General features: G+C 50.8%; 15 protein-coding genes. 7 read left to right on the top strand and 8 right to left on the bottom strand.

From position 1 onward, the window contains the following. Positions 1 to 27: 27 nt before the first annotated feature. The 6 genes from AC1RVX_RS13700 to minC all read right to left on the bottom strand — a co-directional run bounded on the left by AC1RVX_RS13700 (position 28) and on the right by minC (position 7,108). Positions 28 to 2,448 (bottom strand): CHASE2 domain-containing protein, encoded by a 2,421-nt coding sequence (locus AC1RVX_RS13700; RefSeq protein WP_493217159.1) that lies wholly within the window; start codon positions 2,446 to 2,448, stop codon positions 28 to 30. 30 nt (positions 2,449 to 2,478) lie between these two features. After that, positions 2,479 to 4,188, bottom strand: a complete 1,710-nt coding sequence (locus AC1RVX_RS13695) for a FecR domain-containing protein (protein WP_493217158.1) — start codon at positions 4,186 to 4,188, stop codon at positions 2,479 to 2,481. Between the two features lie 56 nt (positions 4,189 to 4,244). Continuing rightward, entirely contained in the window at positions 4,245 to 4,937 is a 693-nt protein-coding gene (locus tag AC1RVX_RS13690; protein WP_186950807.1) for a response regulator transcription factor, read from the bottom strand. A 256-nt stretch (positions 4,938 to 5,193) separates the two neighbouring features. Next, positions 5,194 to 5,457, bottom strand: a complete 264-nt coding sequence (gene minE, locus AC1RVX_RS13685) for a cell division topological specificity factor MinE (protein ID WP_423012226.1) — start codon at positions 5,455 to 5,457, stop codon at positions 5,194 to 5,196. A gap of 1 nt (position 5,458) precedes the next feature. Then, positions 5,459 to 6,274 carry a septum site-determining protein MinD gene (gene minD / locus AC1RVX_RS13680; RefSeq protein WP_493217157.1) on the bottom strand — a complete coding sequence of 272 codons (816 nt, stop codon included), beginning with the start codon at positions 6,272 to 6,274 and terminating at the stop codon, positions 5,459 to 5,461. A gap of 69 nt (positions 6,275 to 6,343) precedes the next feature. Next, the gene (gene minC, locus AC1RVX_RS13675; RefSeq protein ID WP_493217156.1) at positions 6,344 to 7,108 is read right to left on the bottom strand and encodes a septum site-determining protein MinC; all 765 of its coding nucleotides are present in this window, start codon (positions 7,106 to 7,108) and stop codon (positions 6,344 to 6,346) included. A gap of 499 nt (positions 7,109 to 7,607) precedes the next feature. Here minC and AC1RVX_RS13670 point away from each other — a divergent pair, with 499 nt between their 5' ends. Together AC1RVX_RS13670 and AC1RVX_RS13665 are read left to right on the top strand one after the other, a co-directional pair. Then, positions 7,608 to 8,123 carry a cyclic nucleotide-binding domain-containing protein gene (locus AC1RVX_RS13670; RefSeq protein ID WP_493217155.1) on the top strand — a complete coding sequence of 172 codons (516 nt, stop codon included), beginning with the start codon at positions 7,608 to 7,610 and terminating at the stop codon, positions 8,121 to 8,123. Then, on the top strand, positions 8,120 to 9,238 hold the full coding sequence (locus AC1RVX_RS13665; protein WP_493217154.1) for an AI-2E family transporter: 1,119 nt from the start codon (positions 8,120 to 8,122) through the stop codon (positions 9,236 to 9,238). Before AC1RVX_RS13670 ends, AC1RVX_RS13665 begins: the two co-directional genes overlap by 4 nt. A 53-nt stretch (positions 9,239 to 9,291) precedes the next feature. Here the strand turns inward: AC1RVX_RS13665 and AC1RVX_RS13660 are convergent, their stop codons facing one another. Further along, positions 9,292 to 11,718, bottom strand: coding sequence for a penicillin acylase family protein (locus tag AC1RVX_RS13660; RefSeq protein ID WP_493217153.1), 2,427 nt, complete (start codon positions 11,716 to 11,718; stop codon positions 9,292 to 9,294). 215 nt (positions 11,719 to 11,933) lie between these two features. Beyond that, positions 11,934 to 12,620 (bottom strand): peptide chain release factor H, encoded by a 687-nt coding sequence (gene prfH, locus AC1RVX_RS13655; RefSeq protein ID WP_493217152.1) that lies wholly within the window; start codon positions 12,618 to 12,620, stop codon positions 11,934 to 11,936. A 411-nt stretch (positions 12,621 to 13,031) separates the two neighbouring features. Here prfH and AC1RVX_RS13650 point away from each other — a divergent pair, with 411 nt between their 5' ends. From AC1RVX_RS13650 to AC1RVX_RS13630, 5 genes are all read left to right on the top strand, one after another. Continuing rightward, positions 13,032 to 14,525: a tetratricopeptide repeat protein gene (locus AC1RVX_RS13650; protein WP_493217151.1), complete on the top strand. Its 1,494-nt coding sequence runs from the start codon at positions 13,032 to 13,034 to the stop codon at positions 14,523 to 14,525. 123 nt (positions 14,526 to 14,648) lie between these two features. After that, positions 14,649 to 14,801 carry a hypothetical protein gene (locus AC1RVX_RS13645; RefSeq protein ID WP_493217150.1) on the top strand — a complete coding sequence of 51 codons (153 nt, stop codon included), beginning with the start codon at positions 14,649 to 14,651 and terminating at the stop codon, positions 14,799 to 14,801. Between the two features lie 147 nt (positions 14,802 to 14,948). Further along, positions 14,949 to 15,929 carry a hypothetical protein gene (locus tag AC1RVX_RS13640; protein ID WP_493217149.1) on the top strand — a complete coding sequence of 327 codons (981 nt, stop codon included), beginning with the start codon at positions 14,949 to 14,951 and terminating at the stop codon, positions 15,927 to 15,929. Positions 15,930 to 16,043: 114 nt separating this feature from the next. Then, on the top strand, positions 16,044 to 17,195 hold the full coding sequence (locus AC1RVX_RS13635; RefSeq protein ID WP_493217148.1) for an eCIS core domain-containing protein: 1,152 nt from the start codon (positions 16,044 to 16,046) through the stop codon (positions 17,193 to 17,195). A gap of 134 nt (positions 17,196 to 17,329) precedes the next feature. After that, positions 17,330 to 18,949 (top strand): tetratricopeptide repeat protein, encoded by a 1,620-nt coding sequence (locus AC1RVX_RS13630; protein ID WP_493217147.1) that lies wholly within the window; start codon positions 17,330 to 17,332, stop codon positions 18,947 to 18,949. Positions 18,950 to 19,218 lie beyond the last annotated feature (269 nt).

Raw genomic sequence — 19,218 nt, 5'->3', positions numbered from 1 at the left:
TACTAATGGGTGTTAATTTGGTGGTCACTAATCCAGATCAGCCGGTACCCTGATGTAGAAAGTCGTACCTTCATTGGGCGTGCTGGTGAAATCGATTTTTGCCTGGTGGCGGTCAAGCACGGCCTTGACGAATACCATGCCCAGACCCACACCGTCATTTTTGGGCTGTTCATTGGTTTTGAAACGCTGGAAACGCTGGAACAGTTTGTGCTGATCCGCCCTGGTAATGCCATAACCCTGGTCGGCAATGGAACACACAATGGTGGCATCGGCCAGATGCTCGTCTTTTGTCAGCGAGCAGGTAATGGTGGTATCTCTTGGACTGTACTTGATGGCATTCGATAACAAATTGGTCAGAACCCGGGTCATGAGTGAGCGGTCTACCAGTACAGGGAATTCTTCGTCCTGAATCTGGGTGACGATGCGGATATTCTTGTTTTTTGATAAAGTCCACATTTCTTCTGTGGCGACGAGCAAGATGTCCTGGAAATCGGCTTCTTCATAGCGGTAATCCTGGGATTCTGCCCGCGCCAGCTGGACAAAATTGTCTGCCAACCCCAGAGTTGAGCGCGAGGCTCTTTCTATTCTTGACATGAATTCGTCAACAGGCAGGGCAGTTGCGCTGTCTTTTTGTAATTCCAACAGGGCAAGGATGGATGCCTGCGGTGCCCGCATGTCATGCGAGATAAAGTGCAGGGTTTCGTCACGGCTGCGTTCTGCGGCCCGTATGCTGGTGATATCAATCAGACTGACTATCCAGCCAACCAGCCGTTTTTCGCCGTTATAGCAAGGGGCACTTTTAATCAGCAAATCCTTGCCCAGCGGGTCACGTACTTCTATGCCTTGTGACATGGATTTGGTGTGTTTGATGTCCAGGATATTCCACCAACTGAAACTGTCTTCACTGCCCTGCTCAGAATACTGGGGGGCTGCCATCTTGGCAAACAAATACGGCACCAGGGCATCATTCACTTTGGGCATACCTATGCTGGCAAAATAATCGATTGCTGGCTGGTTGGACAGCAGCACATTGCCATCGGTAGTGGTGACCAGGGTGGCATCTGGCAAGCTGACCAGGCTGTCACTGACAAACTGACGCAAATCCCTGACCCTGTCCACTGCTTCGCGCATGGCATTGATACTTTGTTCCAGCGTATCAGTGAGGGCGCGTACGGGTTGGGTTTCATCTGCATCGACAAATTCTGGCAGCAAATGTGGTTCCTGGTCCAGTACCCGGAACTCTTCCCCCAGAAAGCGAATGGCCGCTTCCAGCCGCCGCCAGCTCCATAGGGGGTAAGCAATGATCAGGACCAATAAGGTTGCCGTCGGTGGCACCCAATAACCCAGGTAGCGCAGGCTTATCCAACTGCCCGCCATAGCCAGCAAAGCTATTGCTGCAGTTGCCAGCAAGGCTTTTCGGGGTGATAGCAATTGATAGGCAGACATTGCCATAGCCACCCCAAGCAGACTAAAAATCAGGCTATAGGTCAGTGGTGCCGGGACTATGCTGCGATTATCCAGTAAAGCTGCGAGAATGTTGGCATTGATTTCCACTCCTGAAATCATGCCCTCGTTGCCAGACACAGGAGTGGGGAATGAGTCAGCCATGGCGCTGGCGGTGGGCCCTACCAGTACATATTTATTTTTGAAGAACGCTGGTGGCACTTCACCTCGCAGGACTGACACATAAGGTACGGTCCGGAAATGCCCGCTGCTACCTGAGAAGGGGATGTGCATCTGGTAATCGCGTTGCCACGTACCTGGCTCTGCCGGCGCATTGCGCAACGAAGCCGCAAGTCTGTTGCCAGGCAAGCTGGGTTCGGTACCCGGAGTGATATTTTTGCCTATATCTGCCAGTGCCAATGAAAAATGCGGCCACCATTCACCATTCATGCCTTCGCGCAGGAAGATGCTGCGTACTACGCCGTCCTTGTCCAGCTCCAGATTAATATGGGCCAACTGGCGGGCAGCACTGGCCAGCACAGGGACGGGGCGTACCGTCATTAAGCCCTTGCCAGCATTTTCTGAAATCAGCGGCAAGACCACCTTATTGCTTTGAGCGATGGCTTCAGCAAATGTGTGGTCGCCATTGGCTACCTGTTCAGGGGCACTATCTTCTGCTTCAGTGAACACGAAATCCATGCCGATTGCCAGTGGTTGGGCGGCATTGATTTGTTTGATCAGCTCTGCATGCCTCGATCTGGGCCAGGGCCATTTGCCAAGCTCGCTAAGGCTGTGACTGTCTATGCCGACGATGATGATATCGTCCCTCGCTGGCCGGGTATTGACCTGCATTAGCCTGTCGTACAACACCAGATCAGCACGTTCGAGTGTCTTGTAAAACAACAGGCCTGCGGTAAGCAAGAGCATCAGCACGCTGAGAACCAGCCATTCCCGCAGGGCGATACGCTCCACCCTGAATTGGCTGTTTGATTGATCGCTTGTCATATGCCGCTAACCTGGCGCTGCAATAGCGAATTAAAAATTCGTACCAACAGCGCCCCCGCCACTGTTGATGGGCGAACCATCACCACTGGTCCAGCGTGGCAAAAGAGTGATCTTCTGCGTGGACGAAAAAGCACTGACATAGCCATCCGGGTCGGTTGACCGCACTCGAATGAAATAAGTGCCTGCTTGTGGACGGTCAATTTTCAGCTCAGCCTTGTCAAGTTCACGGGACAAATACAGTTTTGAGAATCCTGCATCAGTGCTGATTTGTATCAGGAATTTTTGTCCTGGTTCAGATGCCCAGTTGAAAGACAACTGATTGCCATTGGATTCGTCAGGTGGTGCCAGGCTGGTAACGGGCAAAACCATGAACTTTTGCACGTCACTGAACGGCCCATGATCGGCTTTGCCATCTTTTTGGGTGATAGTGGCTATGCGCCAGTAGTAATTGCCGTCGGCTGGTCTGTCGGCGCTGAACTGTACTTCTTTGAGCTCATTTTTTTCTATCAGCAGGTTTTTGAATTCGGCATCCCTGGCTACTTGCAGATGATAGGCTATCGCATTGCTAGCCTCAGTCCAGGCAAAATCCAGGCGCTCGGCTCTTAGCTTGTTTTTTGGCTGTACTGTGAAAGGTGGTTCAGGACGGGCCTTCAGCGTCACAGCTTTTACCAAAGGAAAACCTTCCAACCCAGCTTTGTCGATTGCCGTGATGCGGACAAAATAATTGCCGTCAGCAAAACCGTCAAACTTGAAGCGATTGTCTTTGAAGCGGTTTTCAGTCAATACATTCAACATCTCGGCATCTTTGGCAATCTGTACGCGGTAGCCGGTAGCGTCGGGATTAGTCTCAACCTGGAATTGGAGGGTAGGGCGTTCCTGCAATACATATAGTTCACTCATTACAGGGGCGGGTAGCAGGTCAATTGCCTTGCCAACGCCACTGGTGCTGATAATGTTGCCCTTACCGGCAGTCAGCAATAACTCGTCCGGTTTTTTACTATTGGTGTTGGCAACTGCCACACCGCCGGACAAGACTTCATTGGCAATACCATCTTCATTCACACCAACACGGAAGTTGGTACCACGAACACCTGCCACTGCCAGATTGGTGCGGACTTCAAAGCGCCCCTTGTTGCTGACCAAAGAAGTTACGCGCGATTCAAGCTTGCCCTGCAACAAGGCAACTTCGGTACGTGGACTGGAGGTATATTTTGTCTTGCGCAATTTGGCCAGGCTTATCTGGCTGTTTGAGGGAATTGAAATGCGCGATTCGTCTATCAGTGACAAGGTAAGAAAGCCATTCTTGTCCGTGGTGATCTGCGTACCTTCCTTGACGACTGCACCCAGAACCAGATTACCGGTGCTGCCATCCTTAGCCTTAAAGCTGGGGTTGCCGGTCATGGCGATGACCTTTGCCTCGCTGTCTTCTTCAGGCAATAGCTCAAGCGGGATAAGGATGGCGGTACCTATAGGTATGGCCCTGTCGTTGCCAATCTTGTTGCGTTTGCCCAGAATGGTCCAGTTCAGGGTTTTATTGGTATAGCGCTTGGCAATGGCAGACAGGGTATCGCCCTGTACTGCAAAATAAGTCATGTCTGGAGGTGTGCTGATAAAGCTGCCTGGCTCACCGCTCATGTCTGCGGTTTGTGCCGCTATGGATACCATAGGTAATGCCAGGGTCAGGCTAAAAACGAAACTCAGGGATATTTGTCGCAGGAGTAGGGGGCGGGTTAGTCTCATGCGGGACTCCTCGTTGGGTCATGCTGCCCGGGCCGATACACTGCAGGCCCGGGGGATTATTCTGGTGTCATTTGTTCCAGGCGATAGCCGTAGCTGTAGACCGGTGCCAGGCGATAGCCATTTTCGGGACGCAATTCCAGCTTGCTGCGTACCCGGGAAATGTGGGTATCCATGGTGCGGGAGGGGATGTCGACATCGCGCGACCATACTGCTTCCAGTATGTAGGCGCGAGAAAGCGGGCGACCAAGATTGCGGAACAATAACAGGGCCAGATCAAATTCTTTTTGTGTCATTTCTACCGGCACATCATTCACGCTGACACGACCGGCACGGGTTTCAAACTTATAGATGCCAAACTGTAAATGTTCTGATGTCGTCTGGGTAGGGTAGGCGCGGCGCAACAATGCCTGTACCCGTGCCACCATTTCGCTGCGGCGTATGGGCTTGATCATGTAATCATCTGCACCGGCTGCCAGACCAGCGACGATGTCATCTTCACCAGAACGGCTGGTCATGAACAGCACAGGCAGAGTAGGCGAGAGTTTCTCGCGCACCCAGTGCAAAATTTCTGTTCCACTCAGGTCGGGTACTTGCCAGTCCAGTATCAGCATGTCGTAACTTTCACGACGTAACTGATGCAACATCTCTTTCCCGCTCAGGAAGGGATGGGTAGTGTGCCCGGCAGCATTTAAAATGGTGCAGACCAGTTCGAGCAAATTATTGTCGTCGTCAAGTACAGCGATTCTCATGGAGTGTTACCGTTGATGGCCGGCAAATAAAGTGGAATATCTTCCATTATATCGAAAGCAAGTGAAAAAATAAGTAATTGTGAAGAAATGTGAATATTTCACGAATACAATTGTTGGGTCCGTGCTTGCACAGACGCTTCTACTAGCATTTTTCATGCCTATGAGAAACAAATCTGGCCATACAAAGACAGGCAAGCACATGGCAATACCAGCTTATGACCTGTGTTGACAGGTTATAAGATGAAATGCCCAATATTTAACTACGTAATTCCAATTCCGGTAATACGACGTTGACATCCAGCACTTCCAGGTTGCCCTGTTTGTCCAGAGATACCTTGATGTCTTCCGGGTTGACCTTGGTATATTTCGAGATGACAGCGATCAGTTCTTCCCGCAATGCGGGCAAAAAATCATAGCCGTCACGGCCAGAGCGTTCGCGTGCAATGATAATTTGCAGGCGTTCTTTCGCCATATTGGCGGTTTTTGGTTTGGTATTGAATAAAAAAGAAAGCAGAGCCATATTATTTGCCTCCGAAAATGCGTTGCAGCAGCCCCGGTTTTTCATAATTAATAAAACGCAAGGGAACTTCTGTGCCCAGGAAGCGGGAAACCACGTCTTCATAAGCTTCCGACACATCACTACCCTTCATGTGGATGGCCGGATTGCCCTGATTGGAAGCATGCAGTACAGCTTCTGATTCAGGAATAACACCAATCAGGGGGATACGCAAGATTTCTTGCACATCGGTATAAGACAGCATTTCGCCGGCTTCTACCCGTTTTGGTGAATAACGGGTGATCAACAAGTGTTCCTTTACTGGCTCACCACCTGCTTGCGCACGTTTTGACTTGGCCTGAATGATACCCAGAATACGGTCAGAATCCCTGACTGAGGACACTTCAGGATTGGTGACGACAATGGCTTCATCGGCAAAGGTCAGTGCCATGACGGCACCGCGCTCGATACCGGCAGGTGAATCGCAGACGATAAATTCAAAATCCATCTTGATCAGATCATTCAGTACGCGTTCTACACCTTCTTCGGTCAGCGCATCCTTGTCGCGGGTTTGCGATGCAGGCAGGATGAACAGGTTGTCGCAGTGTTTGTCCTTGATCAGTGCCTGGTTCAGGCTTGCTTCGCCACTGATGACATTCACCAGATCATACACAACGCGACGCTCGCAACCCATGATCAGGTCAAGATTACGCAGGCCGACGTCAAAATCCAGCACGGCTGTTTTATGACCACGCATGGCCAGACCAGAGGCAAAACTCGCGCTGGATGTGGTTTTGCCCACGCCGCCCTTACCGGATGTTACAACGATGATTCTTGCCACAAAAAACTCCTTTAATCTATCCGAAAATACTGAAAATTGAGGCGGCTAATCTCCAGTTTAACCTGCAGATTAGCCTGCTGATTTTACAGATGATACTTCAATACTGTCCCCGTTCAGCTTAACTTGAGCTGGGTGGTGTGCCTGCAAGGGGGGAAAACCATTTTCAAAAGTACGGTAAATACCGGCGATGGAAACCAGTTCCGGTTCCATCGTCAGGGCAAAAATCCTTGCTTCAGTGTTGCCAGTGGCACCCGCCAGGGCACGTCCGCGCAAGGGCGCGTAGACATGGATGCTGCCATCTGCAATTACTTCGGCTCCGTTATTGACTGAAGCAGTAATGATCAGGTCCGCACCACGAGCATAAATGCGCTGCCCGGCCCGTACTGGTGTATCAATCACCATGGCTGGCATATTGCGGATAATGACCTGAGGCTCGGCGGCAACCGGTGCAGCGACTGCTGCCGCTTGCACTGGCACCTGAACCTGGCTGGCCTGTATTTCTGGTTCTGCCCTTGGCTTGCTGACAACATCGATACTGAGGCCGTGGGAACGAATGGTGGCATGATCCTCTTCCCGTGCATGTCTGACAGCGACCGGGTTCAGGCCATGTGCCTTGAACAGGGGGATCAGCGCATTCCAGTCCAGTTCCTGTTCGGTGATGGCTTCGACATCAATAACGGCAAATTCATCATCAAAAAAATCGGGTGAGCCTGCTGTCATTTCCTTCAGCGCCGCTTCGACGGCAGGGAAAGACGATTCATTGAGTAAAATTGCAACAGCAACAACAGTAGAAATCTTGATCTCAATTGGCTTGCGCGTCGTACTGTTTTGCATGGCATCCAGTGAAAATTAGTGGTAAATCTGCTTACGGCCCAAATCATTCATGTCGCAGGGGAAACTTTTTATTACTTTATTTGTTACTTTAGTAACGGCAAACTAATCGTGTATTTTTGTTGGCCTGCACAAAAATGCTAATAAAGGACTAATCCTACCAATAGGCGCGCCGGATTGCAAAAATATGCAAGGCTTTCGGGCAGAAATCTTACTGCACAGTCAATTCTTGTTGGTTGTTGCTTGTCTTTTTGATCATTGTCCACTGATAAGTGGACAATGGGGTGAAAAATTACCCCGGATAAATTCATTTGATTGATGATCTCACCCTTAAATTCCTGATTTGAGCTTGTGAATAGCTTAAATTTTCATGGGCAATTATTGTGCCTTCCCGCATAATCTGGTTACAAAATTGCCAAATTGGTGGGAAGCATGCCAAATAATAGTTATCGGGCTATTTTCCTGACTAATTTTGTGCCATATCAGTAGCAAACACACATCATTGATCATTATCGGGGGCATAGTGGCACTTGGCTGGATAAAACAACCACAACAATCTGATCGCCTGCGGCGTTTGTCAGGTGTGGCGCTCTTTTCTACCCTCAGTCCGCGTGAATTGAAGATTATTGATGGCATGCTGCACGACCGCCACTATCTTGCCAATGAAGTCATTTTTGATGAGGGTGAAGAGGGGCAGGCTTTGTATATTCTGCTATCTGGCAAGATACATATTTGCCGAACCCGTGAGCAAGACAGTGGGGTTGTTACTGAAGTTATTGCTGAACTGGCTGCAGGTAATTTCTTTGGTGATGTCGCCCTGCTGGATAATTCACCGCGTAGTGCCCAGGCACGTGCTGCCGAAAACTGTGATGTGGCTGTGTTTTTCCGGGCCGACTTCAGCTCCCTGCTGGAAACCAATGCTGTCATCGGTTACAAGATATCGCTGGAACTGGCGCGTCTGATCAGTCGTCGTCTGCGTGATTCCATGGCAGGCTCTACCCGTATTGAGGAACTGTGAATCAACGCGAATCTGGTCCCGTGGTCTGGCTGGGTGTGCTCACTGCCACCTGCCTGTTGCTTTTTTTGCTGCCCAAAGTGTTGTGGCTGGTCGTCCCCTTCCTGCTCGCCATGATTTTGTATTACATCCTGATACCGGCAGTATCACGTCTGACCTTGTTTGGCATCCCGCGTGAAACGGCGGCCATGCTGGTGGGAGGAATTTTTTTCATCGTCATGGTAGTGGTACTTAGTTACGCGATTACCACTTTTACTACCCGCATGGGGTCGTTGCAAGAACTGGTGACGCATTATGTGGAAGGTGGGCTACAGTTTGTGCGCAACACCATGCACACCTTGGAAGGCAATTTCTCGATTTTGCGCAAAGCACATGCCAGCGATACCGTGAATGCCTGGATGATGGCTAACACGGATAACTTCGCCCAGCAATACGCGGCAAATATCCTGATGTCTGTGGCGAGTTTTTTGCCGGTTATTTTCCTGACTCCTTTCCTGACCTTTTTCTTTTTGCGCGATGGCCGCAAGTTCAAGCATTTCCTGGCCCGTGCCGTACCGAACGCATTTTTTGAAGAAACCCTGTACCTGATGTATGAAGTCGACCAGACCGCACGCCGCTATTTCCAGGGCTTGTTGAAGCTGACGGTTATTGACACGGTTATCCTGGCACTGGGTTTGTGGATGATAGGCATGTCTTCACCACTGCTTCTGGCTTTGATATCGGCTATCCTGGCCTGGGTGCCCTTTGTCGGCTCTGTCATGGGGTGCATCATGGTGGTGCTGGTGGCCGCCACTGATGCGCCTGATTTGCCTTTACTGGCCTATGGCGCGATAGCTGTCTTCGTCATGGTGCGTTTGCTGGACGATTTCATCTTCATGCCATTGACACTGGGGCGCAGCCTGCACATGCACCCGCTGATTTCTGTGCTGATGATTTTTGTCGGCGGCGAACTGGCCGGGGTACCTGGCCTGATGCTGGTCCTGCCACTGTTGGGTGTCGCCATGGTCATAGGTGAGACCGTCGGCCATGTTGTCACCAACCCGCGTTTGCGGGCGCGGCATCGCCATGCCAAAGCGTTAAAGGCACGTCAGGTGAGTGCGGATTTGGTCGGGAATTAGAAGCGCTGCATTACCAGCTTTTCCAGCTCCTTCAACTTATCCAACTCCTTTGATTATGGCACCAGTGTCTGCCGGTTCCTGGCATGGGCTTCCACCTGTTTGCTGGCAAACCACCAAGGACGATACTGGTTTTGTGCCCATAGTTTTGCCATGTCGTTTTGATGTGGCTGGAAATGTCTCTCACTGACACCACCGGCCAGGGCAGCTTCAATTTTTTCGTTATCGCCAAAATCTACGATGACTTGCATGGAGGCGAAAAAATTTGCTTCGTACGGCTTCTGGAAATCGTAGACGCCCCGGCTCACGGTTTCGCCGCTACCCGACCTTTCCACCGTAAAGCCACCCAGTAATTCTTGCCCTGTGCCGTTGCGACGCAAGGGACTGACGAAGCGCACGGTATGGACCTTGCCCCAACGCCAACTGGCGGGGTCTTTACCTTGCAGGGTTTCCAGTGCCGCACGTGCACGAGGTGCTGCGGCCCGAATCACATCGGCCAGCGTTTCGCGCTTGTTGGGGGTACGCACGTCATCGAACCAGATCGAATCTGGGGTAGCCAGCAAGGCGTCAAAACGCTGCTGCCAGAAATACCAGGTGGACAACATGTCTTTTGCCACGTCTTCACCCAGCTCATCGGTGAAGGTACCTATGACGGTTTCACGATACAGCGCTTGATAAACCAGTGGTGCTGCCAGGTCTGCATTGTCCCGGCCATCCCAGTTTTTCAGAATCAAAGCCAGGTCTTTGTTTGCCGGGTCATTTTCCAGTGCAGCAATCAGGGCAGGGCGCAACGCATCTGATTGCAAATTGCGGTCGTCATGCATGAGTTTCCAGTGGTCTTCCACCGTCATTTTGTTTGCTGCACCCAGCACTTGTCCAATGCGGGTATAGCGATAATTCGGTGATACATAGTTGGTGTAATACCAGGGGAAACCTTCGGGACGCGTATCGTGATTGGCCGTGCCCACCCATGCGCGTTCAGGATTGAACATACCGGGCATCTTGTCTTTGGGAATGAACGCGGTCCAGTCATCGCTGCCATCTGCCGGCGGCAGGCGCGGGAATCCGCCATCGGCCCCGCTGCGTATTGGTACTGCACCGGTCGCTCTGTGAGCAATGTTGCCCTGATCATCACCAAACACAAAATTGAACATCATCAGGTCTATCTTTTGCACTTCCTTGTCAAAGTCCTTGGCATTGGCCGCAGTCAACAAACCTTCAATGCCGATTTGTGGCCCGAGAACTTCGGCGTCGGTCGAGCGCAAGACCAGCAATTTGTCACCCTTGGGACCAAGGCCGGGATGATCAGTAATGACTGGCCCTCGCTTGGTAAAGCGTATTCTCAAAGCCTGTTCGATAAATCCATCTGGCCCATTTTTATCCTTGATGCGTATGCTTTCGTTGATGACGGTGAAGGGTACACTGCGCCCGCCATCCATGTAATGATCTTTGTTGGCCGGATCTATGGTTTCCACGTACAAATCCTGCACATCACCATAGGCATTGGTCACACCAAATGCCACATGCTTGTTGCGCCCCACCAAAATCCCCGGCATACCGGGCAGGGCTGCACCCACAGCCTGTATCTCCGGGGTAAACAAACCCACAGGGTGCCAGGTGCCGGGCAAAATGCGGTTGTCCAGATGCGGGTCATTGGCAACCATGGCTTTGCCAGATTGTGAACGTGAAGGCCCGACTGCCCAGTTATTTGATCCTAGTCCCTGATGGTTCAGCGTTTCTGGTGCGATGTTCAAATCTTTCCAGGCCAGGTTCAGGTGCGCTGACTGGGCTTGTGCATTGGTGTTGTCCGTTTTCGGAGCAGGCACCGGGTTTTTCCAGTCAGGATTGATGGTCAGCGGAAATATCTCGCGGGCGCGTTCCATGCCCAGGTGGTCTATCAGTTTTTGTGCTACCACTTCGGCCTTGAAATTGGTCGAATGCGTGTAATGCACATAATGCACAAGCGCGATCAGATCAGCCACGTTCCAGGGTTGCGGCACCAGGCCGACGGCTTTCAGTTCTATCGGATGTTCATCGGGATAAGCCTTGATATAAGCGTTGATGCCATCCACGTAATACTGGAAGAAAGCTCTTGATTCAGCGCTCAGTTTTTCGGCATGGCGTTCGCCATTGCGGCGTATACCCAACACACGCATGCGGATGTCGCTGGGCAGGGTTTCGGCACCAAGGCTGGCGGACAGTTCACCGCGCCAGGTGGCGCGGAACAATTCCATCTGCATGAGCCGGTTTTGCGCAGTGACAAAACCCTGCGCCCGCAACAGGTCAGGAGTATTGGCAGCAAAAATATACGGGATACCCAGTTCATCGCGCAGCACTTTAACCGGTGCTGTCAATCCGGGCAACTTCATTTCCCCATCAATTTGTGGATGTCCAGAACTTTGTATTTTAAGGAAGGCTGCAGTGCCGCCCAGGGCGATCAGCACCAGCAGGCTGACGGCAGTGCGTTTTAGAATCTTGTTCATCGATTCTCCAGGGAAGATGAAATACAAGCTGTCTCATTATGGTTCAATGGCGTATCATTGAACACGATCGGTCTGATCGTCAAGCATCAGTGAAAGTGAGGCAGTCGTCAATACCTGACAAAACACCGCCACCCACACGGGTAGTGGTGCTTCTCTGGAGTTGAGGTGCCAGACCTTTGGCACAGGCGCTGGTCACAACAGTTAATAAAGCAACTTCATCGTGTTTGCTCCTTGAAGTCGGTACCAACAAAGACCCTGCTGGCGTTGCCCCTTTCGGTCGTGTGATGCTGCATGCGCCTTTCCGCTTTACTGTCGCGTTCTTTTGCCTGTTGCAGTTCAACCAGCTTCAGGCGAAGCAATTGTGTCGCCAGCCGCTTGTTGGCAAATTGGCTGCGCTCGCTCTGTACTTTGACCGATATGCCAGTGGCGATATGGGTGGCACGGATAGCGCTATCCGTTTTGTTGACATGCTGCCCGCCCGGGCCGGATGCCCGTGTCGCTTCATATCTGATGTCGCTGTCCGACAGGTCCCCGCCCGACTGATCGCGACCCAGCATGAATAGGCTGCCGCCCACAAACCAGTTCTTGCGACGGTGTCCAGGTCGGTAAGGGCTGTCACAAATCCATAGTAAGCTGCCTTGCCACAGAGTAGCAAAAGCCTGTGCTGCATCCGCCTGTGACGTATGACTCAATTCCAGCAATACTGACCTAAAAGTCCCAGCGTACGGCCCGGGTACTTGCTCCAGTATTCTGATTTGTACGCCTGCCTTGTCTGCATCTTTCAGGAGACGCGTCAACACCTTGGCCACCGCCAGGCAACATTCTGCCGGACCAGTGTTTGCAGTTATTTGTAGATACTCCTCAAACCTTGTGGCATTGAAGAGAGGGATAAAATTGCCCATAAAAAATTCCAAAAATGAAGTCAGGAACAGGGCGCTGGTACACAAATGTATACAGATCTGGCATAACGCCAACCAGTATAAACATTTGATTTGAATGACAAAGATGTCAGGCAGACTTGCCTGAAGACGCTAAAACAGTCTTATGACAAGCAGCAGAAAACCAGGCCCATGGAAGGAGAGTGGCGATTAGAATGATGCATGTTTTCTCCTTTCGATAATGGGTGGTGAGCTAGACGGATAATGCATAGTAGCCTAGCTATTTTGTGGCTGGCAAGTTATTTTCATACTAAAGCGGATGTCTGTTTCAAGAAGTCCGAACTTATGGGTACAATCTGTAGCTTATCTCATAAAAAGTAACCAAGAAATTTTCGTGGCTTTAACTTTTAAACTTGCTGGCAGGTGAAATACGACATGTTGAACTGGCTAAAAAATATTTTCTCTCCACCGGCAGCATTACCAAAAAAAGAGATTTCCAAACCCATCGTTCGTGCTGACCCGGCACCTGTGGTCCAGGCCGAAGCCGCTGAGAGTTTCAAGAGTCGCGGCGATACCCATCTGGATGAGGGAGATTGGGCGCGTGCAGCAGCACAATATAGAAAAGCACTGGAGCTGACGCCCGACTATGCAGAGGTACACAATAATCTGGGCCTGGCCCTGATGAGACAAGGTGCGAATGACGAAGCAAAACACCATTTGCAGCAAGCAGTCCGCATCAAGCCAGACATGTTCAACACCTATTACGTACTTGGCATGCTGGCGCAACAACTGGGGCAGTTTGTTGAGGCTGCGGATCATTTCGCCAAAGTCATTGCCATTCGCCCTGATTTCAAGGAAGGATATATCGCGCACGCTGGGACATTAAGTGACGCCCGCCTGTTTGACGCTGCGCTTGCCAGTTATGAACGCGCAATTGCGCTCGACCCTGCTGACCCATCCGCCAACTGGGGCAAATCACTGGTGCAGCTTGCCGTGGGGGATTATGAGAACGGCTGGCGGCAATATGAATGGCGCTGGAAAGACTTTGCCAAGGACGTGGCAAGACATTACCCGCAGCCACGCTGGTTGGGTGATTTATCCATCAAAGACAAGACAGTACTGATTTATCCAGAGCAGGGCTATGGCGATGTCTTTCAGTTTTGCCGCTACATTCCCATGCTGGATACGCTTGGCGCACGGGTTGTACTGGAAACTCCCAAAGAAATCATGGACCTGCTGTCTACATTGAAGGGAAACTTCACCATCGTGGAAATGGGCAAGCCATTGCCGCCTTTTGATTTCCATTGCCCCATGATGAGCCTGCCATTGGCATTCAAGACCACGCTGGCAAATATTCCGGTGGCAATTCCTTACTTGCATTCACTGCCAGCCAAACGCGAGGTCTGGTCAGAAAAACTGGGGCAAAAAAATAACTTGAGAGTTGGCCTGGTATGGTCCGGCGGATTCAGGGCAGATCAGCCAGATACCTGGGGCGTGAATGAACGCCGCAATATGCCTCTGGCCAAGCTGGCGCAACTGAACATACCAGGTATCGATTTTTACAGCCTGCAAAAGGGAAGCGTGGGTGAAATGCAGCTCAAGGCTGTGCAGGGCACATCCTGGAACGGTCCTGTCATCATTGATTACACCAGCGAAATTAAAGATTTTTCCGATACTGCCGCCCTGGTAGACAACCTGGACATCATTATTTCCGTCGATACTTCCATGGTGCATCTGGCTGGTGCCATGGGCAAGCCCACCTGGGTTTTGAACAGGTTTGATTCATGTTGGCGATGGCTGTCAAATAGATCCGATAGCCCTTGGTACCCGTCAGTCTGCTTGATCACGCAAACCCGCGCAGGTGATTGGGATAGCGTGATCACTGAAGTCAAACACAAACTGGAAGCGGTGGTGAATACGGCGAGCTGACTTTGTTTGAGTCAACCTGGCGTAAGTCCTGCATATGTTGAAGCCGTTTTCCTTCTTGAGGCGTATCTGAAGTATTGGTCTGGCAGACTGATACTTCATTTCACCTATAAGAAGGGGCCTGCTATGAAACTGTCCAAACGCACTGGTGCACATATTGCGGCCCTGTCCGCCATACTGACAAGCGCTCTCCAGGCAGAATGCGGGTCCATGACACTTATGGCCGCCACTTGCTCGCAAGATACCCTGCCAGACACAATCAATGTGCTTAATTATTAATCATATGGGAAAATAATGAATCTTTTAGTAAGATCGGATAGTTACTGCGGTGCCACCCGGTTCTAGAATCTGATCTTACAAATTCATTAGCCACCAATTGCGGCTATGCCGTTGGTGATTGCCACTTTTTCAACTCTGAGGTGAGGCATGGCATACCGTTCGGAATCAGGCCAAAATGCGGCGCAGCAAACAGCTGTTTCATCCAGCAGTCTGGCTACAGGGTACAAAGTTGAAACTACAGTTGTCGACAAGCGCGCATCAACTGCAGCGCAACTGCAATTGAAGGCGGTCATGGATGCCAGCCCACGTCATGACAATTTGCGTAACTTAAAGCAATTGATGGCGAATCAGGCAGCGACCACAACAAAACCAGTACAAAGATTGGGAAATGAAGAGTTGATGCAAGGAAAAATTTCTTCGATTGATTCCACGCAATTGCATACGGAATCGAATTTGCAGAACCGGAGTCGGCCAGTGTTGCAAATGAAGGGGGCGGCGGTAGATGCTGATGTGAATTTGACGGCAGAGACGAATGTTGCGAAAGGGAAGTCCATCACGAAAGGTGTGGGCGTGTTGCAGGGGGCCGTGAAAAAGAATATCGCAAATTGGGGGCTGAGTTCTTCAAGCCAGCTTTCTGCAAACCCGACAGCAATATTGCAACGCAAGGTGAGTTCTGTCAAAGGTGGGTGGGAGTCCGATGCTCTTCCTGGGCGGGTGTTCAATAAAAAGAAAGAGGCCGAAGATGCTGAAATGACAGCTAAAATGGGGATGAAAGTAGTAGCAAAACCTGTCGCCGCCGCAGCGGCCGGTGGTGGTGCGGGTGCTGCTGGCGCAGGCGGTGCCGCTCCCGCCGCGCCTGCTGCTGGTGCTGGTGCGCAGAATCTGCTCGGTCAGTCACCTGTCGGTAGCCATCTGACTACCATTGCTGCCGAACACTATCGTAGTATTGTTTGCTTTACATTGCGTGATAATCCTGGATATAAAGAGGTGCATGTGCATTATCGTCATGATGGAACAACGCAAGTCACCATGGCCGAAGGTGATGGTGCTCCGGGAAGGGCTCCTGCATCGGCCGCATTAGCCGCGCAGGCGGTGGCGGAAGCAGCATCTAAAGGCTTATCTCCATAGGTGTCTTGATTTTCCATTGAGGGGGTTGAATATGCAATGCTGAATGGTACTTGAGATTTCACCTGTCTAGCATTGATATACCAATGCTCATCTCTCCTGTTGAATGAGGTTTATATGGCACATAGTTCAAAACCCAGACAAGGTACTGTGCAAAAAAAGGATGAAACATCCCCCCTAACATTTGCACAAGCTAAATCTGAGACATCTTTCGCTGATAAGCGTGCCTCTGCTACATCCCAGCGCCAGCTCAAAGCCATGATGGATGCGAGCCCTCGCCATGATAATTTACGCAACTTAAAACAATTGATGGCGAATCATGCGAAAACAGGTGCGACTTCAGTGCAAAGACAGGTCAATGAAGAATTAGTACAAGGGCAATTTGCCGTATCGGCTATGACTCAATTGCAAGAGGCCCCGGCCATGGCCAACAGGACCGGCCTTCCTAACCAGTTAAAGACGGGTGTGGAAACCTTGTCTGGCATGAGCCTGGACAATGTCAGGGTGCATTACAACTCATCCCAGCCAGCGCAATTGAATGCCCACGCCTATGCCCAGGGTAATGACATTCATCTTGCACCTGGCCAGGAACAGCACTTGCCACACGAAGCCTGGCATGTGGTGCAGCAGGCACAAGGTCGCGTCAAACCCACTTTACAAATGAAGGGCACGGCAGTGAATGATGACGTAGGGCTGGAGTCGGAAGCTGATGTGATGGGGGCGAAGGCCCAGGCAGTTGGTATGCAGCACATTGCTACACAGAGCGTAGCGACAAAGCAATTTAAACCTGCTGCATATCTTCCGTCTTCCCCACCTGTCCAGCGCCTGTACAACTCGTTAGAACGTGATGCGTCTACAAATAAGGCGCCACAGATTGACAAGGGCGATATTAATCTGTCAGCCGCATTCAAGCAAAAGCATGTTGCTTCAAGTATTGAAGATGCAAAGAAAAATACGGAAGCAAGGGTCGCCAGTGGATCGCCTGCCGTGATTGTAAATGGCACGAAGCCCAATACATGCGCCCCAGAGCATGAATGGCTGAATGCTATCCATGAAACCAAGGAAGAAATTGCGCTTTCTGGAAAGTACACGGGATATATTCCCGTCGTCCTGAGTTCTGGTTGGACGACTACGCATAATGCCGGCACGTACACCCAGGCAGCGCTGGACAACGCAAAATATAGTGTTGGTGCAATCGGTAAGGAAGTGGCGCTAAGAAAAAACGAAATTAAGAATAAAGTGGAAGTAACCCATGTCGGCGACGCTTAGGTTTATTTGACGCGAGGTCAATCTCGGTCAAGGGTTTTATCTTGTGAGAACCAACACTGCATTCACCACATAACGCGTGTACAGAGATTAAATTATTGGTCAATTCTTATCGCCACACAGGAGCACCAACAACGATGACGGACGCTTCAAATACTGCAACAAACGAGAGCGACGACGAAGAACTTTGGTACATACTGGAAGAAAGACAGCCCTTTGCCCAATCCTTATTATGGGATATACAGCGTCACTATTTCAACCAGCGCGGCGCCGATGCCTGGCGTAATGAAGAAGTACCGCATTATGTGACCAGCAACCCCACCATGGCACAAGCCTATGCAGAAACCGTGTTCGCGTTTTATCAGGACCGGCAGCGCCTGCAGACGCAGCCCGGGCAATTGCAGACTGAAGCACTGGCCATATGCGAGCTGGGTGCAGGTTCGGGGCGCTTTGCCTTCTATTTCTTGCGCCATTTGCTGACCTTGTGTGCAGAATATGCTGTGCCATCCACTGCATTTCTCTATGTGCTGACTGACTTCACGCAAAGTAACCTCGATGCCTGGCGCAGGCATACACATTTTCAGGACTGGTTCGCCAGTGGCTTGCTGGACATCGCCCTGTTCGATGTCAACCAAACAGACAAATTGCACCTGCAAATCAGCGGAGCCGTCGTCAGTAAGGCTGCATTGCAAAACCCACTGGTGGTGTTGGCCAATTATGTGTTCGACGGCGTGCCGCAGGATTTACTCTATTTTAAAAACGGCATTGCTCACCATGCGCTGGTCTCGCTGGCCTGTCCCGAAAAGCCAGATGAACTTGATGCAGCCAGCTTGCTGATGCAACTACAAATCCATTATGAATACCAGGTCTGCGACCAGCAGTTTTATGCAGAACCAGCGTTACAGGCAGAGCTGGAACAATATTGCCGCTGCATCGTCGACCCTGGTGGCGCACATGTGCTGTTTCCTGCGGCCAGCCTGCGTTGTTTGGCGCGTTTGCAGGCATTGTCACAGGCAGGCATGTTGTTGCTGTCATCAGATAAAGGTAATTGCCAACTGAACGAAGTGGTCTACGCTGATGCCCCTGGCCTGATATTACATGGATCATTTTCTCTCAGCGTGAACTACCATGCCTTCGCTGCCTGGTGTGAAGCATCAGGTGGTTTGGCCTTGCTACCGCAAAAATCACATCATAGTATCGCAGTGATCGGCCTGCTATTGCTGGAAGACGCTGATGCACATAGCAGCACCCGACGTACCTATCGCCAACAAATAAGCAACTTCGGTCCCGACGATTTTTATACACTAAGCAAATGCCTGAATCAGCAAGCCGCAGAAATGAATGTTAACGAAATATTCGCCTACATGCGCTTCAATCGTAACGATACCTACCAATTGGTACGGCTGATACCGCGCATGGTGGAACTGATTCCGACCTTAAGCGAAGCACAAATCATTGAACTGAAACAATTGCTGCATGATTGCTGGCATGCCTATTTCCCCATGGGTGAAGAGCGCGATCTGGCATTCGATATCGGCGGCCTGTTTTATACCCTGAATGATTTCCCCGCTGCCCTGCATTATTTCCAACACACCCAAAACATTTACGGCAACCACACTGGTACCTTGTTCAACATGGCGGCCTGCCATGAGCAAATGGGGCAATACGAGCAGGCACGACCATTACTGGAAAAGTTGCTGCAAGTTGCGCCGGACAATGAGGCTGCGAAAGCGTTGTTGTTGCAATTGCCTACCTGATTTCTTACCAGTCATGGCAAGTACGCATCGCCAATGCCCGGAGTCTGCTCGTTCCTTCCTGAAACTGTCATTACCTTGTCATTTCCCCTGACTATTATCCGAGTTGAACCGGATATCGTCACCGTTTGCATGTGTTATTTGCAATGAATGCAATTGGAAAATAGCAAAGTTTGAATGTTGATCATTCTTACGTTTCTTCCACGATCCACACAACAATTTTAACGAGGCCAGCCTGAGTGCCGGTTGTTTATTTACTTCATCTTTACTGA

This window comes from Undibacterium sp. GW821-FHT11B02 (assembly GCF_058808955.1).
Note: the sequence above shows the minus strand (reverse complement) of the source record. Positions and strands in the feature narration are given on the sequence as shown.